Genomic DNA, 20,652 nt, shown 5'->3' on the forward strand with positions numbered 1-20,652 from the left:
CCAGTACGTGCCTGATCAGCGCTGCCGAGTCCTCCACGGAGAGGGCTGTGACCTGCAAGCTAGCGCAACGACGGCTCGCTTCCCGAACGGTTTCCGGGTTGGCGGTCATGTGCCCTTGGATGGCGCCGCCACGCAATAAGCCCCCGGACAGCGAGAAGACGCGCCGCGCAAGCGCGCGACGCGTCTTCTCCAGGGCCGCCCGAAGCCCCCGTCGACCTACTGCGCAGCCGGTACGGCCTGCTCGGCCACCGCCTGCAGTGCCAGATCCACCCGCACCGGACGGTTCTCGCCGTGGTGCGTGGCGGCCGAGGCGCGCGGCGCGTGGCCCGCCGCCGTCACCGCGAGGACGTAGGAGCCGCCCTCGGGGACGTCGAGGGCGTAGTGACCCTCCAGGTCGGTCAGCGCCGCACCGGCCTGGCGGCCGCGGCGGTCGATCAGGGTGACCTTGGCGTGGGCGACGGGCAGGCCCGCCGGGTCCAGGACCTGGCCGCGGAAGTGGGCGAGGGCCTCCTCGGCACGCGCCAGGTTGGCGTCCTCCTCGCTGGAGGCGCGCAGCTGGACGTGCTGCCGGGCGGTCGCCGCGCGGCGCTTCGGCAGGAACAGGGCGAGCAGGACGCCCATCGCGACCGCGGCCGTGGCGATCAGGAACGAGATGCGGAAGCCGTGCATGGTCGGGATCGCGACGCCGCCCGCGTGGTGCGCGGTGTTGGCGAGGACCATGCCGATGACCGCCGACGACACCGAGGTGCCGATGGAGCGCATCAGGGTGTTGAGACCGTTGGCCGCGCCCGTCTCGGACGGGTCGACCGCGCCGATGATGAGCGCGGGCAGCGAGGAGTAGGCCAGGCCGATGCCCGCGCCCACGACCACCGAGATCACGATCGTCTGCCAGGCGGCGCTCATCAGGCCGAGCCCGGCGCCGTAGCCGATCGCGATGATCAGCATGCCGAGGATCAGCGTGACCTTCGGGCCGAAGCGGGCCGACAGGCGGGCGTAGACCGGGGCCGTGAACATCATGGTCAGGCCGAGCGGCGCCACGCACAGACCGGCGACGACCATCGACTGGCCGAGGCCGTAGCCGGTGGCGGACGGCAGCTGGAGGAGCTGCGGCAGGACCAGGGAGATCGCGTAGAACGCGACACCGACCATGATCGAGGCGAGGTTGGTGAGCAGGACCTCGCGACGGGCGGTGGTGCGCAGGTCGACCAGCGGGGCCTTCAGGCGCAGCTCCATCGCGCCCCAGCCGAGGAGCACGACGACCGCCGCGGCGAACAGGCCGAGCGTGGTGCCGCTGCCCCAGCCCCAGTCGCTGCCCTTGGTGATCGGCAGCAGGAGCAGGACCAGGCCGAGCGAGAGGCCGAGCGCGCCCGCGACGTCGAAGCTGCCCTGCGCCCGCAGCGGGCTCTCGGGCACGAAGACGAGGGTGAGGACGATCGAGACGACGCCGAGTGCGGCGGCGCCGAAGAACAGCGCGTGCCAGTCGGCGTGCTGGGCGACGAGCGCGGCCAGCGGCAGCGCGAGGCCACCGCCGACGCCGATCGAGGAGGACATCAGCGCCATGGCCGAGCCGAGCTTCTCGGGCGGCAGCATGTCGCGCATCAGGCCGATGCCGAGCGGGATGGCGCCCATGGCGAAGCCCTGCAGGGCGCGGCCCGCGATCATCACGAGCAGGTTGTCCGTGAAGCCGCAGATCAGGGAGCCCACGACCATGATCGCGAGGCTGGCCAGCAGCATCCGGCGCTTGCCCGCGAGGTCGCCGAGGCGGCCCATGATCGGCGTGGACACGGCGCCGGCGAGCAGGGTCGCGGTCAGGACCCAGGTGGCGTTGGAGGGGGCGGTGTTCAGCAGCTCGGGCAGGTCCTTGATCACCGGCACGAGCAGGGTCTGCATGACCGCGACGACGATGCCGGCGAAGGCGAGGACGGGGACGACGCCGCCTGTTCGGCGAGGAGTGGTCGTCGGCTGGGACATTACGGAGGGCCTCCGGAAGGCGGTCTCGGGAACGGCGAAGGTGCGCGTACAGCGGTGGGCGCGCGTACGTCGGCGTGCGGGCAGGTTGTGTGTAGCTCGAACCTGTTTCCCGAGGCGACTATTCCGACGATCGTCGTACGACCGGGAACCTTGACCTTTTCATTACACAGCCATCCGGTGAAGAGAGTTTCTGACTTGGCGTCAGATTCGGTCTTCCGCTCTACTGGAACGTGTTCTACCGTGCGCCGCATGGGGATCGCCATCACGCAGGAACAGCGGGAACTCGCGGACGCCGCGCGCGGCTGGATCGCCCGCGCCGTGCCGCCCGAGAAGGTGCGCAAGCTGCTCGACGCCCCGGCCGCACCCGGCCACCGCCCGCCCTACTGGGACGGGCTCGCCGGGCAGGGCCTGCTCGGGGTGCACCTGCCGGAGGCGTACGGCGGCGGGGGCGGGACCCTGCTCGACCTCGCGGTGGTCGTCGAGGAGGCGGGCCGGGCGGCGCTGCCCGGCCCGTACGTGGGCACCGTGCTGGCGGCGGAGGTGCTGCGGCGGGCGGGACGGCACGAACTCGCCGGGGCGCTGGCCGCCGGTGAGCGGATCGGCGCCGTCGCGTTCGGCCCCGGCGGGCTCACCGCCGCCGCCGGGCCCGACGGGCTGGTCCTCGACGGGGCCGCGCCGCCCGTGCTCACCGGCTGCGACGCCGACCTGCTGCTGCTCGGCGCCACGACCGACGACGGCGTCGTCTGGGCCGCCGTCGACGCCGGCACCCCCGGCCTCACCGTGCGGCCGCACGACGGCGCCGACCCGACCCGGTCCACCGCCGAGGCCGTCGCCGCGGGCGCCGTCGTCCCCGCGGACCGGATCCTCGCCGTGGACAGCGCCCTCGTCCGTGATCTCGCCGCGGTCCTGCTCGCCGCCGACGCCTGCGGTACCGCCGCCTGGGCCCTGCACACCGCCGCCGAACACGCCAAAGTACGCGAGCAGTTCGGCCGCCCCATCGGACAGTTCCAGGGCGTCAAGCACCTCTGCGCCGACATGCTCGTCCGGGTCGAGCAGGCCTGCGCCCTGGTGTGGGACGCGGCGCGGGCCCTCGACGAGGACAGCCCCGCCGAGGTCCGCGCGCTCGCCGCCGCGCTGGCGGCCGGGACCGCCCTCGACGCCGCGTACGGCTGTGCCAAGGACTGCATCCAGATCCTCGGCGGCACCGGCTTCACCTGGGAGCACGACGCCCACCTGTATCTGCGCCGGGCCGTCGTCGCCCGGCAGCTGCTCGGCGCCGGGGACGCGCACCGGCTGCGCGCGGTGCGGCTCGCCGAAGCGGGCGCCCGCCGCGAGCTGCGGTTCGCGCTGCCCGCCGAGGCGGACGCCCACCGGGAGCGGGCCCGGGCGGTGATCGACGGGGTGCGCGGCCTCGACCCGGCCGCCGCCCGCCGCGCCCTGGCGCCGACCGGCTACGCAGCCCCGCACCTGCCGCCGCCGTACGGACTGGGCGCCGGGCCGGTCCAACAGCTTTCGGTACAAGAGGAGTTGAAGGCGGCCGGGGTCAAGGTCGCCGACCTCGGCATCGCCACCTGGGTCGTCCCCTCCCTCCTCACCTACGGCACCGAGGCGCAGCGCGACCACTACCTCCCGGCGACGCTGCGCGGCGACCTCCTGTGGTGCCAGCTGTTCTCCGAGCCGGGCGCCGGCTCCGACCTCGCCTCACTGCGCACCCGCGCCGAACGCACCGAGGACGGGCGCTGGCGGATCAACGGCCAGAAGGTGTGGACGAGCGCCGCCCAGTGGGCCGACCACGGCATCCTCCTGGCCCGCACCAACCCCGAGGCCCCCAAGCACAAGGGCCTCACCTACTTCCTCGTCGACATGAAGCACACCGACGGCATCGACATCCGCCCGCTGCGCGAGATCACCGGCGACTCCCTCTTCAACGAGGTCTACTTCGACGACGTCCTGCTGCCCGCCGACGCGGTGGTCGGCGAGGTCGACGACGGCTGGCGGGTCGCCCGGCACACGCTCGGCAACGAACGGGTCCACATGGCCGACCAGTTGACCTTCGACACGGGCCTGGAGGCGCTCCTGGCGCGAGCGGGTGACCTGGACGGCGCGTACCGGGCCCGGATCGGGGCCCTCGCGGCGGAGGCGCACGCGCTCGGCTGCATCGGCCTGCGCACCACGATCCAGCAGGTCGCGGGGGAGGAGCCGGGTGCCGGGGCCTCCGTCAGGAAGCTGGTGCAGACCCCGCACCAGCAGAAGGTCGCCGAACTGGCCCTCGAACTCCTCGGCCCGGCGGGAGCGCTCCGCGAGGGGCCGGGCGAGCGGGCGCTGCACGGGTTCCTGCTGTCCCGGTGCCTGACGATCGCGGGCGGGACGACGCAGGTGCAGCTGAATGTGGTGGCCGAGCGGATCCTGGGGCTGCCGCGGGACTGAGGCCTGTTCGGCGGTGGCGGATCAGGTCGCGGGCGCGACCTGATCCGCCGGACAGATCCCAGGGCCAGGACCCCGGTGCGTAAGGTCGGCCCCGTGGAGCTGAAACACCTCACCGGATTCGTGGCCGTCGCCGAGGAACTGCACTTCGGGCGGGCCGCCGAGCGGTTGCACATGGCCCAGTCCCCGCTCAGCCAGCAGATCAAGCTCCTCGAACGCGACCTCGGGGTCAAGCTCTTCGACCGCACCACCCGCACCGTCCGCCTCACCCCGGCCGGGCAGTCCCTGGTGGAGCCGGCCCGGCGGCTGCTCGCCGACGCCTCCGCCGTACGCCGCACCGTGCGCGCCGCCCACCTCGGCGAGGTCGGCCGGGTCACGGTCGGTTTCGCCGGGGCCAGCAGCTACTCCGCGCTGCCCCTGCTCACCCGCGCCGTCACCTCCCGGCTCCCCGGTATCGAGCTGGTCCTGGAGGGCCAGACGTACACCGGCGAGGCGCTGCGCCGGGTCACCGACGGCAGCCTCGACATCGGCTTCGTCGCCCTGCCGGTGCGGCGCGGCATCACCGCCCGCGTCGTGCGCATGGAGCGGCTCGTGCTCGCCCTGCCCGACAGCCATCCGCTCGCCGGGCGCGCCGAGGTGCCGGTGCGGGAGCTCGCGGGGGAGCCCATCGTGACGTTCCCGCTCTCCCGCGAGTCGGCGGTGCGCGAGGCGATGGTGCAGGCCTGCCACGACGCCGGGTTCGCGCCCCGGATCGCGCAGGAGGCCCCGGACTCGTACAACATGCTGGCCCTGGTCGGCGCGGGCGTCGGTGTCGCCGTCGTCGTCGAGTCCGCCCGCAACATCCACCTGGAGCACGTCGTCTTCCGGCCGCTCGCCGGGGACGACGTGCCGGTGCTGCCGATCGCCCTCGGCTGGCGCACGGGCAATCCCTCGGCGGCTCTCGAAGCGGTGCTGCAGGTGGCGGAAGAGGTGCTGCCGACGCCGCCCGACGCACCGGATCATGCCGGATGACGTCTTAATCGGGCCCGTTATTGGTCTTGGACACCACCTAATGGCGCGGTGCAGAGTGATCCACGTCTCGCGACGGAGCGAGGACGGGCCGCTCGGTGTCCCCGCCTGTACCCCTTCACTGCCGTCGCCCTCCGCCGCGGGACCTGCCGCAACGAGAGGACGCTCGCATGCAGCACGACACCCCCGCCGTGCCCGCCGCCCCGGCCCCGCCCGACCCCGGGCTCGCCCGTGACGCCCGCCGCGCCGGCGTCACCGCCTTCGTCGGCACCACCATCGAGTGGTTCGACTTCTACATCTACGGATCGGCCTCCGCGCTGGTCCTCGGCAAGATCTTCTTCGCCGACGCCTCCCCGGCCGTCGGCACCCTCGCCGCGTTCGCCACCTTCTGGGTCGGCTTCCTCGCCCGCCCCCTCGGCGGCCTGGTCTTCGGGCACTTCGGCGACAAGTACGGCCGCAAGAAGGCCCTGGTCGTGACGCTCACGATGATGGGCGGCGCCACGTTCTGCGTGGGCCTGCTGCCCGGCTACGACCAGATCGGCGCGGCCGCACCGGTCCTGCTCGTCCTGCTGCGCATGATCCAGGGCGTCGCCATGGGCGGCGAATGGGGCGGCGCCGTCCTCATCGCCACCGAGTACGCCCCGCCCAAGCGCAAGCTCCTCTACGGCGCCTTCGCCCAGCAGGGCTCCCCGGTCGGCAACCTCCTCGCCACCCTCGCCTTCCTCGGCATCGCCCAACTCCCCGACGCCGCCTTCGAGTCGTGGGGCTGGCGCGTGCCGTTCCTGTTCTCCGCCGTGCTCGTCGCCGTCGGCCTGTTCATCCGGCTCAAGCTCGCCGAGACCCCGGAGATGCAGGCGGCCCTCGCCCGCAACAAGCCGGTCAAGCTCCCCATCAAGACCGTGCTCACCCGCTACCCGATGCTCGTCTTCCTCGGCGTCATCGCGGGCACGGCCGGCGTCGCCATCACCTACGTGAAGACGACGTTCGCCCTGTCCTGGGCCACCTCCGACCTGGACTTCGACCGGACCTCCTTCCTCACGGTCATCTCGCTCGCCCTCGTCGTGCAGGTGATCGTGCAGCCCTTCGGCGCCGTCCTCGCGAGCAAGTGGCCCGTACGCAAAGCCGTGCTGTGGATGCTGCTCCCCGAATTCGTCGTGCTGCCACTGATGTTCGTGCTCGTGGGCACGGGGAACTTCTGGCTGGCCGTCCTCGGAATGGGCCTGGCCACCTTCCCGCACGCCATGTACTACGCGGCGCTCGCCGGCATCCTCGCCCGCGTCTTCCCCGTCGAGGTCCGCTACACCGGCATGTCCCTGTCGTACCAGCTGTGCACGACCCTCTTCGCCGGGACCGCGCCGATCGTCTCCCAGTACCTGCTGAACGCCTCCGGCTCGATCTGGCCGGTCGTCGCCCTCGGCCTCGGCTACACCGCGATCACCCTCGCGGGTGTGCTGCCGCTGCTCGCCCGCACCGGCGACCGCGCCACCGAATCCGCCACCTCCCGTACCGCACAACCCGCCTGACCGGAGCCACCCTTGCCTGCCATGAACTTCGCCGACCGCGACCCCGCCCTGCGCCCCCTCCTCGACCGCGTCCTGACCGCAGAGGATCGTCACCGCGTCGAACCCCTCCTCGCCGAACTCGGCGAGCTGGCCGCGGGCGACCTCGACCGGCAGGCCGCCCTCGCCGACGCCAACCCGCCGCGGCTCGTGCAGTACGCCCCCGACGGCACCCGCGTCGACGAGATCGCCTTCCACCCCGCCCACGACAAGGCCGCCTCCCTCGCCTACGAGCGGTTCGGGCTCGCCGCGATGTCGCACCGGACCGGCGTCCTCGGCTGGCCCACGAAGGTCCCGCACACCGTCAAGTACGCCCTGTCGTACCTCTATGTACAGTCCGAGTTCGGCATGGCCTGCCCGCTCTCCATGACGGACTCGGCCGCCCGCATCCTGCGCCTGTTCGACCCCGAGCGGTACGCCGACGAGATAGCCGCCCTGTCCTCCACCGACCCCGGACTCCGCGCCACCGGCGCGATGTTCATGACCGAGAAGCAGGGCGGCACGGACGTCGGACTGGCGGAGACCGTCGCCACCGACCAGGGCACCCACTGGACGCTGACGGGGCAGAAGTGGTTCGCCTCGAACCCGTCCGCCGACGTGATCCTCACCCTCGCCCGCGTCCCCGGCCAGGGCGACGGCACCCGCGGCCTCGGCATGTTCCTGGTCCCGCGCCTGCGCCCCGACGGCACCCGCAACGCGATCCGCATCGACCGCCTCAAGGACAAACTCGGCTCGAAGTCCATCGCCAGCGGCGAGGTCACCCTGGAAGAGGCGTACGCCACCCCCGTCGGTCAACTCACCGACGGATTCCGGCAGATGGCCGAGATGCTCAACGTCTCCCGCCTCTCCAACGCCATGCGCGCCACCGCCCTGATGCGCCGCGCCGTCCGCGAGTCGATCGACCACACCCGCACCCGCCACGTCTTCGGCAAGCCCCTCTTCGACCAGCCGCTCATGCGGGCCACGCTGCTCCCGATGATCCTCGACACGGAAGCCGCCCTGCACCTGGTGATCGAGGCCGCCGCCCGGCTGAGCGCCGCCGACGACGGGGACGCCGACGCCCGCGCGCTGGTCCGCGTCCTCACCCCGCTCGCCAAGCACACCCTGTGCAAGCGGGCCCGCACCGTCACCGGCGAGGCCATGGAGATCCGCGGCGGCAACGGCTACATCGAGGACTGGGTCAATCCGCGCCTGGTCCGCGACGCCCACCTCGGCTCCATCTGGGAGGGCTCCTCGAACGTCATCGCCCTCGACGTGCTGCGCTGCATGCGCCGCCAGAACGCCCACGCCACCCTCGCCGACACCTACGGCGACCGGCCCGCCACCCGCGCCCGCTGGGAACTCCTGCGCAAGAAGGGCGACGCGCTCCTCCAGCTCCCGGGCGAAGAACAGGAGATGCGGATCGGCCGGTACGCCGACGAGCTGACCCGCGCCGTCATGGAGACCCTCCTGCACGACCAGGCCGACCACGAGACCCGCACCACCGGCGACGGCCGCGCCCTCCTCGTCGCCCGCTGCTACAGCACCCTGCTCGACGAGGGCGACCCGGCCGCGCTGCCCCGCCCCGCCCTGGACCACTTCGCCGAACTGGCGGATGGTGGACGGGTCCCGCTCGACGACCTCCGGGAGAACGACCGTGCCTGACCAGAGCCCCGCCCCCCTCGCGGGCATGAAGGTCGTCGACCTCTCCAAGATCCTCGCCGGGCCGTACGTCACCATGTCCCTGGCCGACCTCGGCGCCGACGTCATCAAGGTCGAGCACCCCGACGGCGGCGACCCCACCCGCGCCTGGGGCCCGCCCTTCAACGGCCCCGACGCCACGTACTACCTGGCGGCCAACCGCAACAAGCGCTCCGTCACCCTCGACCTCAAGTCCGCGGGCGGCCAGGAGGCCGTGCACCGGATGCTCGCCGACGCCGACGTCATGGTCGAGAACTTCCGCCCGGGCTCCTCGCTCGCCCGCCTCTTCGACTACCAGGAGCTGAGCGCGCGCTACCCGCGCCTGGTCATCCTGCACATCTCCGCGTTCGGCGACACCGGACCCCTGCGCGACGAACCCGGCTACGACATGGTGGCGCAGGCGAGCGCCGGCCTGATGTCCCTCACCGGCGAACCCGACGGACCGCCCGTCAAGGCCGGATACGCGATGGGCGACCTCGGCGCCGCCCTGTTCGGCCTCATCGGCGTCAACGCGGCCCTCGTCGAACGCGAGCGCACCGGCCTCGGCCAGTACGTCACGACCTCCCTGTACGAGTCCCAGCTCGCCCTGCACATCAACTGGGCCACCGGCTACTTCGCCACCGGCGAGCGCCCCACCCGGCTCGGCTCGGGCCACCCCAGCCTCGTCCCGTACCAGGCGTACCCGGCCGCCGACGGCCACTTCGTGATCGCGGTCGGCAACGACGCCCTGTTCCGCCGCCTGGTCACCGCCCTCGGCCACCCGGAGTGGGCCGACGACCCGCGCTTCGCGGCCAACCGCGACCGGGTCGCCCACCGCACGGCCCTCAACGCCAAGCTGGAGTCCGTCCTCGTCGACGAGCCCGTCGCCCACTGGACCGGCCTGCTGAAGCCGCTCGGCGTGCCCGTCGCCGCCATCCGCACCCTCGACGAGGTCTACGACTGCCCGCAGACCGCCGCGCTCGACATGGTGCAGAAGGTCGACCACCCGGATGCCGGACCGCTCCAGCAGGTCGCGTTCCCGGTCACGTTCCGCGGCGGGCGCCCGCCCGTGCGCAGCGCCCCGCCCACCCTCGGCCAGCACAGCAGGGCCATACTCGCCGAACTCGGGTACGGGGAGAAGGAGATCGACCGCCTTCTCGACGTGCCCGAAGACCACCCTCACCCGCAAGGAGCCTGAGCCCCATGCCGTTCCCCGCCCTCGACCCCGTCGACCCGCTGAACCTCGAAGCCCTCCTCACCGACGAGGAGCGCGCCGTGCGCGACACGGTCCGCCAGTACCTCGACGACAAGGTCGAGCCGCACATCGCCGACTGGTTCGAGTCCGGCGAGCTGCCCGCCCTTCCCGAACTCGCCCGCGAGTTCGGCAAGATGGGCCTGCTCGGCATGCACCTGGAGGGCTACGGCTGCGCCGGCATGTCGGCCCGCGCGTACGGCATCGCCTGCCGCGAGCTGGAGGCCACCGACTCGGGCCTGCGCTCCTTCGTCTCCGTCCAGGGCTCCCTCGCCATGTTCGCCGTCCACCGCTTCGGCTCCGAGGAGCAGAAGCAGGAGTGGCTGCCCAGGATGGCCGCGGGCGAGGCCATCGGCTGTTTCGGCCTGACCGAGCCCGACCACGGCTCCGACCCGGCGTCCATGACGACGCGGGCCCGCCGCGACGGCGACGACTGGGTGCTCGACGGCCGCAAGATGTGGATCACCAACGGTTCCGTCGCGGCCGTGGCGGTCGTCTGGGCGCAGACCGAGGACGGGGTGCGCGGCTTCGTCGTGCCCACCGACAGCCCCGGCTTCTCCGCGCCCCTCATCAAGCACAAGATGTCGCTGCGCGCGTCGGTGACGAGCGAGCTGGTCCTCGACGGCGTACGGCTCCCGGCGTCCGCGCAACTCCCCGCGGCGCGTGGCGTCGGCGCCCCGCTGACCTGCCTGAACGAGGCCCGCTACGGCATCGTCTGGGGTGTCACCGGCGCGGCCCGCTCGGCCTGGCAGGCGGCGCGCGACTACGCGGTGCAGCGCGAGCAGTTCGGCAAGCCGATCGCCGCGTTCCAGCTCACCCAGCAGAAGCTCGTCGACATGGCGCTCGAACTCCACAAGGCGACGCTGACCGCGCTCCAGCTGTCCGCGCTGAAGGACTCGCCGACCGGTGTCCACCCGGCGCAGATCAGCTTCGGCAAGCTCAACAACGTGCGCGAGGCCATCGAGATCTGCCGCACCGCCCGCACGATCCTCGGCGCGAACGGCATCTCCCTGGAGTACCCGGTGATCCGGCACGCCAACAACCTGGAGTCCGTGCTCACGTACGAAGGCACCACCGAGATGCACACGCTCGCGCTCGGCCAGGCACTGACGGGGCACGCGGCCTTCCGTTAATCGCTCCGCCCTGCCACTATCTGACGGTCCGTCAGGTAGTGGCAGGAGGGCTGTGCAGCCATGAAGTCGTACATCGTCGGCGTCGGCATGACCACGTTCGAGAAGCCCGAGAGCCGCGACTGGCAGTACTGGGACATGGTGAGGGAAGCGGGCGGCGCCGCGCTCTCCGACGCCGGGATCGCCTACGGGGACGTCCAGCAGGTCCCCGTCGGCTACTGCTTCCAGGCCTCCACGGCAGGCCAACGGGCCGCGTACGAACTGGGGTTGACGGGCGTCCCCGTCTACAACGTCAACAACAACTGCGCGACGGGCTCGACCGCGCTGATGATGGCCCGCCAATTCGTCGAGGGCGGCGTGAGCGACTGCGTGCTCGCGCTCGGCTTCGAGAAGATGCAGCGCGGCGCGCTCGGCGGCGGAGCCGATGGCGGCGACTTCAAGACGTCCCCCGTCGCCCGCCACTACGGCATCATGGCCGCCCGGCACGGCTTCGAGATGTCCCCGCCCACCGCCCAGATCTTCGGCGACGCGGCCCGTGAACACATGGAGTGGCACGGCACGACCGCGGCGCAGCTCGCGGCGGTCGCCGCCAAGAACCACCGGCACTCGGCGAACAACCCGTACGCCCAGTTCCAGGACGTGTACACCGTCGACGAGATCCTCGCCGCGAAGACCATCCACCTGCCGCTCACCAAGCTCCAGTGCTCGCCGACCTCCGACGGCGCCGCGGCGGCCGTCGTCGTCTCCGAGCGGTTCGTCGAGGAACGGGACCTCGGGGACAAGGCGGTGGAGATCGTCGCCCAGTCGATGACGACGGACACCGAGGAGTCCTTCGCGTCGGGATCGTGCATCGACGTGGTCGGGCAGCCGATGTCGCGGGAGGCGGCGCGCCAGGTGTTCGAGCGGTCCGGGCTCGGCATCGACGACGTCGACGTCATCGAACTCCACGACTGCTTCTCGATCAACGAACTCCTGACGTACGAGGCGCTCGGCATGTGCGAGGCGGGGGAGTCCGGCAAGCTCGTCGAGTCGGGCGCCACGACGTACGGCGGCCGCTGGGTGGTGAACCCCTCCGGCGGCCTGATCTCCAAGGGACACCCGCTCGGCGCCACCGGCATCGCCCAACTGGCCGAGCTGACCTGGCAGTTGCGGGGTGAGGCGGACGCTCGCCAGGTCACCGGCGCCCGGGTCGGGCTCGCGCACAACATCGGGCTGGGCGGCGCCGCGGTGGTGACGATGGTCCGGCGGGCCTGACGCCCGCCCTCAGACGGCCTTCCAGTCGTCGGCGAGCATCCCCATCACCACCTCGTCCCGCCAGGCGCCGTCGTGCAGCGCGACCTGGCGGCGCACGCCCTCGAGGACGAAGCCGACCTTCTCGTAGACGTGCCGGGCCCGGTGGTTGTCCGCGAAGGCCTCCAGGCCGATCCGGTGCAGTCCGACGGTCCCGAAACCGTGGGCGACGACAAGACGGAGCGCCTCCGTGCCCAGACCCCGGCCCCGGCCCCGCGGGCCGATGAGCGTGCGGAACGTGGCGTGACGGTGCTCCGGGTCCCACTCGTTGAGGACCACCTCGCCGACCAGCTCGCCCGTCGCGCGATCGGTGACGGCGAGGTCGAGACGGTCGTCCTGCGCGCTGCGGGAGCCGTACCAGGACCGCAGGTGCTCCAGGGTGAACGCGGCGGAACCACCGGTGAAGCGGACCACCTCGGGGTCCTCGATGATCCCGGCCATGGCCGCGGCGTCGTCCTCGGTGAAGGGACGCAGCACGGTCCTCTCGCCGGTCAGGACGGGCTTGTCGGAGAAGGGCGTGGTGGTCATCCGGGGAGTCTGCGGGACAGGAGGATCACCGGACAAGGGAATTCGAGACGGTGGCCCTAGGTCCGGGGACGTATGACTTCCGGCCCACCTCCCGTGCTCCGAAATCCTGATGTACGGGGCACCGCCGTGCTGCGACCATGACATGCATGCTGCAGACCTCGTCCGGTTCGGACGCCTCGATACGCACCCCCGGATCCGCCCCGCCCGCCTGGCTGGTGGTGGCCGTGGCCTGCGCCGGGCAGTTCCTCGTCGTCCTCGACGTGTCCGTCGTGAACGTCGCGCTGCCGTCCATGCGCGCCGATCTCGGGCTCAGTGCGACGGGCCTGCAGTGGGTGGTGAACGCGTACTCGATCGCGTTCGCCGGATTCATGCTGCTCGGCGGCCGGGCCGGGGACCTCTTCGGACGCAAGCGGATGTTCCTGGTGGGCCTCGGCCTGTTCACCCTCGCCTCGCTCGTGGGCGGGCTCGCGCAGGACGACTGGCAGCTCCTCGCCGCGCGGGCCGTGCAGGGCCTCGGGGCCGCGGTGCTCGCCCCCTCCACCCTCACGATCCTGACCTCCGCCGTCCCGGAGGGGGCCGCGCGGGCCCGCGCCATCGCGACCTGGACCGCCGTCGGCGCGGGCGGCGGCGCGGCCGGCGGACTGGTCGGCGGCGTCCTCACCGAAGGCCTCAACTGGCGCTGGGTGCTGCTCATCAACGTCCCGCTCGGCGCCGTCGTCCTCGCGGCCGCCGCCCGCTGGATCCGCGAGTCCCGGGCCGGCGGCGAGCGGCGGCTCGACCTGCCGGGCGCCGTCCTCGTGACGGCGGGCACGGCGACCCTCGCGTACGGCATCGTGCAGACCGAGGCCGCGGGCTGGGGCGCGGCGTCGACCCTGGTGCCGCTGGGCGTCGCGCTCGCGCTGATCGTGGCGTTCCTCCTGGTCGAAGCCCGTACGCGGCTGCCGCTGATGCCGCTCGGTCTCTTCCGGGTGCGGTCGGTGGCGGCGGCCAACGCGGCGATGTTCGTGTGCGGCATGGGCAGCTTCGCCATGTGGTTCTTCATGACGCTGTACGCGCAGAACGTGCTCGGCTACACCCCCGTCGAGGCGGGCCTCGCCCTCGTGCCCAGCTCGCTCGCGGTGGTCGCGGGCTCGAAGTGCGCACCGCGCCTGATGCCGCGGTTCGGGGCGCGGAACGTGGCGGCGGCCGGTGTGCTCGTGACCGCCGCCGGGTTCGCGTGGCAGTCCACGATGAGCGCGCACGGGTCGTACGTGACCACGATCATGCTGCCTGGGATCGTGATGATGGCCGGGGCCGGGTTCGCGATGACGCCGCTCGCTTCGCTGGCGACGTCGGGGGCGGCGCCGGGGGATGCGGGCCTTGTGTCGGGGCTGGTCAACACGTCCCGCACGCTCGGGGGTTCGTTGGGGCTCGCCATTTTGTCGACGGTTGCGGCGAGCCGCTCCGCGGGTTCGGCGGATCCTGTCTCGCTGACCCGGGGGTACTCGGCGGCGTTCCTCTGTGGGGCGGGGATCCTGGTGCTGGCGGTTGTGGTGCTTCTGGTGTGGATGCCGAGGGCCTCCGGCCGGAGCGCCGCCAAGTCGAGCCCCTCCGGCGATTGAGGCGCGCGGCCCCGGGGCTCCGCCCCGGGGCCGCGCGCCGCCGCGGGTTGCTGATGCGTTGCCGGGTGCGGCGTTCGTCGTGGTCGCGCGCGCAGTTCCCCGCGCCCCCAACCGAAGGTCACTCACGCCCGGCAACCGCCTCAGCCGCCCGCCCCCGCAGAGCGACCCGCGCCGGCAGCGCCGTCGCCGTCAGCGCCAGCGCCCCCGCCACGGCGATGACCGTCGCGTACATCGACAGCGGGATGTGCGGGGCCGCCGTCCCGGTCATGCCGCTGCTGAACGCCGTCAGCGTGGCCACCGACAGGGCCGTGCCCAGGACCGCCGCGATCAGCAGCGCGGTCAGCGTCTCCAGGCGCAGCATCCGCAGGATCTGCCGCCGGGTCGTGCCGACCAGGCGCAGCAGGGCCAGTTCCCGGGTGCGGTCCGACGTCGACATGGCCAGGGTGTTGACGACCGCGATCGCGGTGAAGGCGATGACCAGGCCCATGGCGACGTAGTTGACCTCCGCGTCCGGAGCGGCCGCCTCGACCGCCTGCGTCCGGTCCAGGACCGCGGCCCCCGGCACGGCCGCCGCCACGTCCGCACGGCTCAGGCCGGGCGCGGTGACGAGCAGCGTGCCCGTCGGATCGTCCACATGCTGGGCCAACAGGGCGTGGTCCAGGGTCAGTTCACCGAAGCCGAGGCCGCGCGAGTACACCGCGATCACCCGCAGCCGGGCCGGAGTGCCGTCGCCCAGTGTCATCTTCACCGTGCCGCCGACCCGGACGCCGAGCCGGTCGGCCGCGTTCTCGCTGACGGCCAGTGTGCCGGGGGACAGCCGGTCCAGGGACCCGGACGTGACCCCCAGGTCGGACGTGCGGTCCAGGCCGCGCGCAGTCACGCCCTGCGCCCCGTACTTCGTCAGGCCCACCCGTACCGACGTGTGCAGCACCTCGGTGACCGCCGACACGCCTTTCCTGTCCCGCAGCCGGGCCGCCGATGCGGCGGGGACGTGCGGGCCCAGGACGTAGTCGGCCCGGTTGCCGGCCTCCGCCTCCGCCTGCGCCGCGTGCCCCATCGTCGTCGGGACGAACAGGATCGTGCAGGTCACCCCGATCATCAGGGTCAGCGGCACCACCACGGAGGCCAGCCGGCGGGCCCGGCTGCGCAGGTTGGCGGCGGCCAGATGGCCGCTCGTGGGCGAGATCCGCAGCGCGATGCCGATCAGCGCGACCGCCGCCCGTACCAGCACCGGGCCGAGCAGCGCCACGGCCACGGTCCACATCAGGGCGGTGACCATCGTCAGCGGGCCGGATGCCGCCTCGGTCGTCAGCGTCGACAGGACCAGCGTCAGTGTCACCGCGCCGCCGGTCACCAGCGCCCCCGCCACCAGTCGCGTCCACGGCAGCCGCGCCGTCGGCAGCGCCGCCTCGCCGAGCGCCTCGACCGGCCGGATCCGCGCCGCCCGCCGGGCCGAGAGCCGTGCCGCCGCCCAGGCCGCCACCAGCGTCGCCGCCACCGCGGCCGCCGCCGGGAACGGGCTGACGACCAGCTTCAGCTGCTCCGGCATCGCGCCCAGGGCCACGAACCGCGACCGCAGCCAGAACCCCAGCCCCAGCCCGGCCCCCGCCCCGCACACCGAGGCGACGGCGGCGACCAGCAGCGCCTCACCGCCCAGCAGCCGGCGCAGCTGCTTCGGTGTCGCCGCGACGGCCCGCAGCAGCGCGATCTCCCGCTGCCGCTGCTGCACGGACAGGGCGAACGTGCCCACCACCACGAGCACCGCCACCAGCAGCGCCGTACCGCCCAGCGCACCGCCCAGGCTGATCAGCTTGATCCGCGCCTGCTCGGCGTCGTAGAACTCCGCCTTCCCGCGCTCCTCACCGGCGTACGAGACCACGCCGCTGGACGACCCCACGACCTTCGACACATCGACGGTCGAGGCGCCCGCCTTCGGGAAGACACCGATGGCCGTGACCTGTCCGGGCCGGTGCGCCAGGCGCGCCGCCTGCTCGGGGGAGAAGAACAGCGTGCGCTGACTGCTCAGGTGCTGCGCCGTCACGCCGACGATCCGGTACGAGGCCACGCCCGCCGGGGTCATCGCCTTCAGCCGCGCTCCCATCCGCTGCCCGGACGCGGCGTCCACGACCACTTCGTCCGCGGCCTTCGGGGCCCGACCGGCGGCCAGGGTGAACGGGGTCAGGGCCGCCGAGTCCCAGCCGTGGCCCAGCGCCTCGCCGCCGTCCGCGCCGTGGACGGGGAACGTCACCTCCGCAACCACCTTGGCGACACCGGGTACGCGGCGCAGCCTGCCCGTCAAGTCGCTCTGGATCCACCGCCGTTCGACGATCTGCTTGGCCTTGTGTTTCGTCTTGCCCTTCTTCTTGGTGATGGTCTGGTGCACATACTGGTCACCGGCGACGACGACCGGTGTGCCCGCGTACCGCTCGGGCGCCACCTTCCCCCGCAGCCCGGTCTCCAGCAGCATTCCGCAGCCGGTGACCAGCGCCGCGGCGCACAGCAGGGTGACGAACGCACCCGCGAACGCGGCCTTGCGGTGCCGCAGCGTCTTCCACGCGAAACCCATCATCACGTCCACGCCCCCAGCCGGGTCATCCGCTCGGCGACCTTGTCCGCCGTCGGGTCGGTCATCGCATCCACGATCCGGCCGTCGGCCAGGAACAGCACGGTGTCCGCGTACGCCGCCGCCATCGGGTCGTGCGTCACCATCACCACCGTCTGCCCCATGGCGCCGGCCACGTCGCGCAGCAGTGTCAGGACCTCGCGCGCCGTCACCGTGTCCAGGGCGCCGGTCGGCTCGTCGCCGAAGACCACCTCGGGGCGGGTGACCAGGGCCCGCGCGATCGCCACCCGCTGCTGCTGGCCGCCGGAGAGCTGGGCGGGGCGGTGGCCGGTGCGGCCCGTGAGGCCCACCCGGGCGACGATCTCGTCCAGCCAGGCCCGCTCCACGCGGGCGCCGGCCAGCCGCATCGGCAGAGTGATGTTCTCCAGCACGTCCAGGGCGGGGATCAGGTTGAAGGACTGGAAGACGAACCCGACGCGGCGGCGCCGCAGTTCGGTCAGCTTCGTCTCGTTCATCCCGGCGAGCTCCGTGTCGCCGAGCCGCACCGACCCCGAGGAGGGGGTGTCGAGCCCGGCGGCACAGTGCAGGAACGTGCTCTTGCCCGACCCGGAGGGTCCCATCACCGCGGTGAACGAACCCCGTGGGATCCGCACCGACACCTCGCGCAGGGCGGCGACCGCCCCCTGCCCCTTGCCGTAGACCTTGCTCACGGCTTCCAACTGCACTGCGTCCGTCATGAGTTCAAGACTGCTGATCGAACGAGGCCGCCCCCACGGACGTCGTCCTGGATCGGCCATGACCTCGTCATGATCCGGACACTGCAGTACATTCGCCGGAGCAAGAGGGGCCAAGTGGGGGAGTTCAGACGGTGATTCGCGTACTGCTGGCCGAGGATCAGCACGTCATCCGCAGCGCGCTGGCGACGCTGCTGGGTCTTGAGGACGACCTGGAGGTCGTCGCGGAGGCCGACGCGGGCGCCGCCGCGCTCGCCAGGGCTCTGGTCCACCGGCCCGATGTGGCCGTGCTCGACATCGACATGCCCGGCGAGCTCGACGGTCTCGACGCGGCGGCCAGGATCGCCGAGAAGGTGCCGGACTGCCGACTGCTCATGCTCACCGCGTACGGCAAACCCGGCCATCTGCGCCGGGCGCTCGCCGCCCAGGTCCACGGCTTCGTCCTGAAGACCGCGCCGCCCGACGAACTGCTCGCGGCCGTCCGCAAGGTCGCCGCCGGGGAGCGGGTGCTCGACCCCTCCCTCGCGGTCACCGCCTGGGACCTGGCCGACAACCCGCTCACCTCCCGGGAGACGGATGTGCTGCGGCTCGTGGCGGAGGGCGCGGAGGCGACGGAGATCGCCACCCGCATCCATCTGTCGGCGGGCACCGTGCGCAACTACCTGACCGGGATCGTCGCCAAGCTGAACGCCCGCAACCGCACGGACGCGGTCCGGATCGCCTCCGAGGCGGGCTGGATCTGAGCGGGCCCGGGGAAGCGGGGGCACACCCCGCGCCGCCCGGCGTGCACTCCGCCGGCCTTCGCCCGGGCGCACCCCTGACCGCGCGCACCGGCTGCTGCCGCGGCGGGCGCGGGAACGCACCCCTGCTTCCCCGGGCCCGCTCAGCCCCGGTGCGGTGACGCCTGGTCCGCAGGCGCGGCAGCGGGCAGCACGGCCTCCAGCGTGAACCAGCCGTCCGCCACCGTGGTCGTCAGTGTGCCGCCGAGGGCCGTCAGGCGCGTCGTCAGATTGCCGATGCCCGACGATCCCGGGCGGCCGAGCGGTCCTGACACCCCGTCGTTGCGGACGCGCAGTACGGTGCCGTCGCGCGACGCCTCGGTGGTGATCTCGCAGAGCGCGGCGGAGCTGTGCCGCAGCACATTGGTGACGGCCTCGCGCAGCCCCGCGCTGAGCACCGTCTCCACCGCAGACATCAACTCGCCGTGGTTCAGCCGGACCTTGGCCTCGATCCCGGCCGCTGCCAGCACCGAACGCGCCGACCCGGCCTCCGCGGCCAGCATCATCCGTACCTCCTCTCCGCCCGAGGCGGCCCGCAGATCCGCCTCGCCGCGCTCCGTCATGGCGAGGACGTCGTCGAGCTCCGCGCGGGCCCGCTCCGGCGGCAGCCGTCGGGCCAGCTCGCACTTGAGGAGGATGGCGGCCAGGCTGTGACCCAGCAGATCGTGCAGATCGCGGGCGGCGCGCAGCCGCTCCTCGACGACGGCCGCCCGTGCCTGCCGGTGCCGGTCGAGCCGCAGCTCCCGGATGATCTGCGCCTGCCGCAGCAGCCCGTACATCACCAGGCCGGTCACCACGCTCGACACCGCGTAGTTCACGGTGAGCCCGGCCGGGAGCCCGAGCCGCACCCCCATCATCCCCACCGCACCGGCCACCACGCCCACCAGCGGCCACGCCACCCGCCACGGCAGGGCGAGCAGCAGCGGCCCGGCGACGAACCCGGGGACGCCCAGCCACGCCTGCCCGAAGGCGAGGACGGGCACGAACGCGAGGGCGGTCATCATGCCCAGCTTGTACGGGTGGCGGCCGTGCACCGAGGACAGCTGGAGGTAGACGATGGCCGCCAACCCGGCCGCCGCGGGCAGGAGTTGACGGCCGTCGAGCATCAGCAGCGCCTTGCCGCAGAAGCCGATGAGCACGGTGGTGAGCAGGGCGAGGGAGAGCCGGTAGGCGTTGCCGTCGTCCGTCTCCTCCGCACCCGCCCGGACCGCGCCGGGCAGGACGGCTTCGGTGAAGTACCGCCCCTCGGGGGTCAGTCCGGTGGTCAGGACGCCATGGGCCTCGGCGACCCGGGCCGGCACCTCGCCGAGGCTCTCGTCGTCGGCGGTCCTGGCCGAGTCGCTGACGACCCGTAGCCGGACCCGGCCGTGCGCGGCGCCGGTCTCGATACGGCAGACGGTGGCGCCGCGCCGTACCACCCCGGTCACCGCCTCGCGCAGCACGTGGGCGAGCAGGGCGCCGGGCGGGCCGAGCGGCTCGGTGTGCTCGGTCCGGATCTCCGCCTCGATGCCCGCGGTGGTGAGCAGGGCGCGGGCGGTGGTGAGTTCAGGGGTCAGGGACAGCGCACGGTAGGCCGCGGCGGACGCGCGGGCGGATGCCAGGCAGTCGCGGGCCGAGCGGGTCACCTCGGCGAGCACGCCGTCCGCCCGGTCCGGGCGGGCCAGCGCGGCCCGGGCGCCCGCGCCGATCTCGGCGAGGCCGCGGCCGATGCCGTCCCCGAGCTCCGCGGCCATCAGCAGCCGCTCCTCGGCGACGGCCGCCACGACGCTGCCGACGCGGGCGGCGTCCGCCTCCTCGGCGCGCTCGGTCAGCCTGGTCAGTCCGTACACCACCAGGCTGATCAGAACCATGCTGATGGCCGGGTCCGGCGGCCCGATCAGCGCCGCGCTGCCCGCGACCGGCAGCACCAGCAGCGACCAGGGCCGACGCCACAGCAGCAGCGAACCGCCGAGGAACCCGAGGATGCCGACGGACGCGCCGTCGGCCAGCACCGCCCCGTATCCGGCAACGGCCTGCAGGGCCGGCAGCCACGGCCCGCGCACGCGGCGCAGCGCGGGGAGCACATGGACCAGCTGCAGCGCCAACACCGCGAGGGCCAGGGGTGATCCGGCGATCAGATAGACCGAGGCGAAGGCGGTCAGCACCACCACAGTG

General features: G+C 73.0%; 14 protein-coding genes. 9 read left to right on the top strand and 5 right to left on the bottom strand.

The window, feature by feature from the left end; genetic code table 11:
• Positions 1-216: 216 nt before the first annotated feature.
• The gene (locus tag ACQUQD_RS28520; RefSeq protein ID WP_428955003.1) at positions 217-1,971 is read right to left on the bottom strand and encodes an MFS transporter; all 1,755 of its coding nucleotides are present in this window, start codon (positions 1,969-1,971) and stop codon (positions 217-219) included.
• Between the two features lie 249 nt (positions 1,972-2,220).
• On the opposite strand from ACQUQD_RS28520, the gene ACQUQD_RS28525 reads away from it, so the two are divergent.
• The 7 genes from ACQUQD_RS28525 to ACQUQD_RS28555 all read left to right on the top strand — a co-directional run bounded on the left by ACQUQD_RS28525 (position 2,221) and on the right by ACQUQD_RS28555 (position 12,257).
• Positions 2,221-4,398 (top strand): acyl-CoA dehydrogenase, encoded by a 2,178-nt coding sequence (locus tag ACQUQD_RS28525; protein WP_428955004.1) that lies wholly within the window; start codon positions 2,221-2,223, stop codon positions 4,396-4,398.
• A gap of 93 nt (positions 4,399-4,491) precedes the next feature.
• Positions 4,492-5,406 (top strand): LysR substrate-binding domain-containing protein, encoded by a 915-nt coding sequence (locus tag ACQUQD_RS28530; RefSeq protein WP_428955005.1) that lies wholly within the window; start codon positions 4,492-4,494, stop codon positions 5,404-5,406.
• A 167-nt stretch (positions 5,407-5,573) separates the two neighbouring features.
• The gene (locus ACQUQD_RS28535) at positions 5,574-6,926 is read left to right on the top strand and encodes an MFS transporter (protein WP_428955006.1); all 1,353 of its coding nucleotides are present in this window, start codon (positions 5,574-5,576) and stop codon (positions 6,924-6,926) included.
• A 12-nt stretch (positions 6,927-6,938) separates the two neighbouring features.
• Complete coding sequence (locus ACQUQD_RS28540) at positions 6,939-8,606, top strand: acyl-CoA dehydrogenase family protein (protein ID WP_428955007.1); 1,668 nt, start codon at positions 6,939-6,941, stop codon at positions 8,604-8,606.
• Complete coding sequence (locus tag ACQUQD_RS28545) at positions 8,599-9,819, top strand: CaiB/BaiF CoA transferase family protein (RefSeq protein ID WP_428955008.1); 1,221 nt, start codon at positions 8,599-8,601, stop codon at positions 9,817-9,819. Before ACQUQD_RS28540 ends, ACQUQD_RS28545 begins: the two co-directional genes overlap by 8 nt.
• A 5-nt stretch (positions 9,820-9,824) precedes the next feature.
• Entirely contained in the window at positions 9,825-11,006 is a 1,182-nt protein-coding gene (locus ACQUQD_RS28550; protein WP_428955009.1) for an acyl-CoA dehydrogenase family protein, read from the top strand.
• A 60-nt stretch (positions 11,007-11,066) separates the two neighbouring features.
• Entirely contained in the window at positions 11,067-12,257 is a 1,191-nt protein-coding gene (locus ACQUQD_RS28555; protein WP_428955010.1) for a lipid-transfer protein, read from the top strand.
• 9 nt (positions 12,258-12,266) lie between these two features.
• Here the strand turns inward: ACQUQD_RS28555 and ACQUQD_RS28560 are convergent, their stop codons facing one another.
• On the bottom strand, positions 12,267-12,821 hold the full coding sequence (locus ACQUQD_RS28560) for a GNAT family N-acetyltransferase (protein ID WP_428955011.1): 555 nt from the start codon (positions 12,819-12,821) through the stop codon (positions 12,267-12,269).
• A gap of 146 nt (positions 12,822-12,967) precedes the next feature.
• Between ACQUQD_RS28560 and ACQUQD_RS28565 the strand changes: the two genes are divergently transcribed.
• Positions 12,968-14,422 (top strand): MFS transporter, encoded by a 1,455-nt coding sequence (locus tag ACQUQD_RS28565; RefSeq protein ID WP_428955012.1) that lies wholly within the window; start codon positions 12,968-12,970, stop codon positions 14,420-14,422.
• Between the two features lie 118 nt (positions 14,423-14,540).
• Here the strand turns inward: ACQUQD_RS28565 and ACQUQD_RS28570 are convergent, their stop codons facing one another.
• Together ACQUQD_RS28570 and ACQUQD_RS28575 are read right to left on the bottom strand one after the other, a co-directional pair.
• Positions 14,541-16,991 carry an FtsX-like permease family protein gene (locus ACQUQD_RS28570; protein ID WP_428957676.1) on the bottom strand — a complete coding sequence of 817 codons (2,451 nt, stop codon included), beginning with the start codon at positions 16,989-16,991 and terminating at the stop codon, positions 14,541-14,543.
• Positions 16,991-17,722 carry an ABC transporter ATP-binding protein gene (locus ACQUQD_RS28575; protein WP_428955013.1) on the bottom strand — a complete coding sequence of 244 codons (732 nt, stop codon included), beginning with the start codon at positions 17,720-17,722 and terminating at the stop codon, positions 16,991-16,993. The genes ACQUQD_RS28570 and ACQUQD_RS28575 overlap by 1 nt, the downstream gene beginning before the upstream one ends.
• Before the next feature lie 131 nt (positions 17,723-17,853).
• Here ACQUQD_RS28575 and ACQUQD_RS28580 point away from each other — a divergent pair, with 131 nt between their 5' ends.
• Positions 17,854-18,462: a response regulator transcription factor gene (locus ACQUQD_RS28580; RefSeq protein WP_428955014.1), complete on the top strand. Its 609-nt coding sequence runs from the start codon at positions 17,854-17,856 to the stop codon at positions 18,460-18,462.
• Between the two features lie 140 nt (positions 18,463-18,602).
• On the opposite strand, the gene ACQUQD_RS28585 is transcribed toward ACQUQD_RS28580, so the two are convergent.
• A complete protein-coding gene (locus ACQUQD_RS28585) occupies positions 18,603-20,648 on the bottom strand; it encodes a histidine kinase (RefSeq protein ID WP_428955015.1) in 2,046 nt (681 codons plus the stop codon).
• Between the last annotated feature and the right edge of the window lie 4 nt (positions 20,649-20,652).

Origin of the sequence: Streptomyces sp. cg35 (assembly GCF_050410835.1) — a bacterium.
Taxonomy (GTDB): Bacteria; Actinomycetota; Actinomycetes; order Streptomycetales; family Streptomycetaceae; genus Streptomyces.

Bases quoted from the DNA above. Each gene is read 5' to 3' on its own strand.
- ACQUQD_RS28520 (WP_428955003.1), bottom strand. From the start codon at position 1,971: ATGTCCCAGCCGACGACCACTCCTCGCCGAACAGGCGGCGTCGTCCCC.
- ACQUQD_RS28525 (WP_428955004.1), top strand. From the start codon at position 2,221: ATGGGGATCGCCATCACGCAGGAACAGCGGGAACTCGCGGACGCCGCG.
- ACQUQD_RS28535 (WP_428955006.1), top strand. From the start codon at position 5,574: ATGCAGCACGACACCCCCGCCGTGCCCGCCGCCCCGGCCCCGCCCGAC.
- ACQUQD_RS28550 (WP_428955009.1), top strand. From the start codon at position 9,825: ATGCCGTTCCCCGCCCTCGACCCCGTCGACCCGCTGAACCTCGAAGCC.
- ACQUQD_RS28555 (WP_428955010.1), top strand. From the start codon at position 11,067: ATGAAGTCGTACATCGTCGGCGTCGGCATGACCACGTTCGAGAAGCCC.
- ACQUQD_RS28560 (WP_428955011.1), bottom strand. From the start codon at position 12,821: ATGACCACCACGCCCTTCTCCGACAAGCCCGTCCTGACCGGCGAGAGG.
- ACQUQD_RS28565 (WP_428955012.1), top strand. From the start codon at position 12,968: ATGCTGCAGACCTCGTCCGGTTCGGACGCCTCGATACGCACCCCCGGA.
- ACQUQD_RS28570 (WP_428957676.1), bottom strand. From the start codon at position 16,991: ATGATGGGTTTCGCGTGGAAGACGCTGCGGCACCGCAAGGCCGCGTTC.
- ACQUQD_RS28575 (WP_428955013.1), bottom strand. From the start codon at position 17,722: ATGACGGACGCAGTGCAGTTGGAAGCCGTGAGCAAGGTCTACGGCAAG.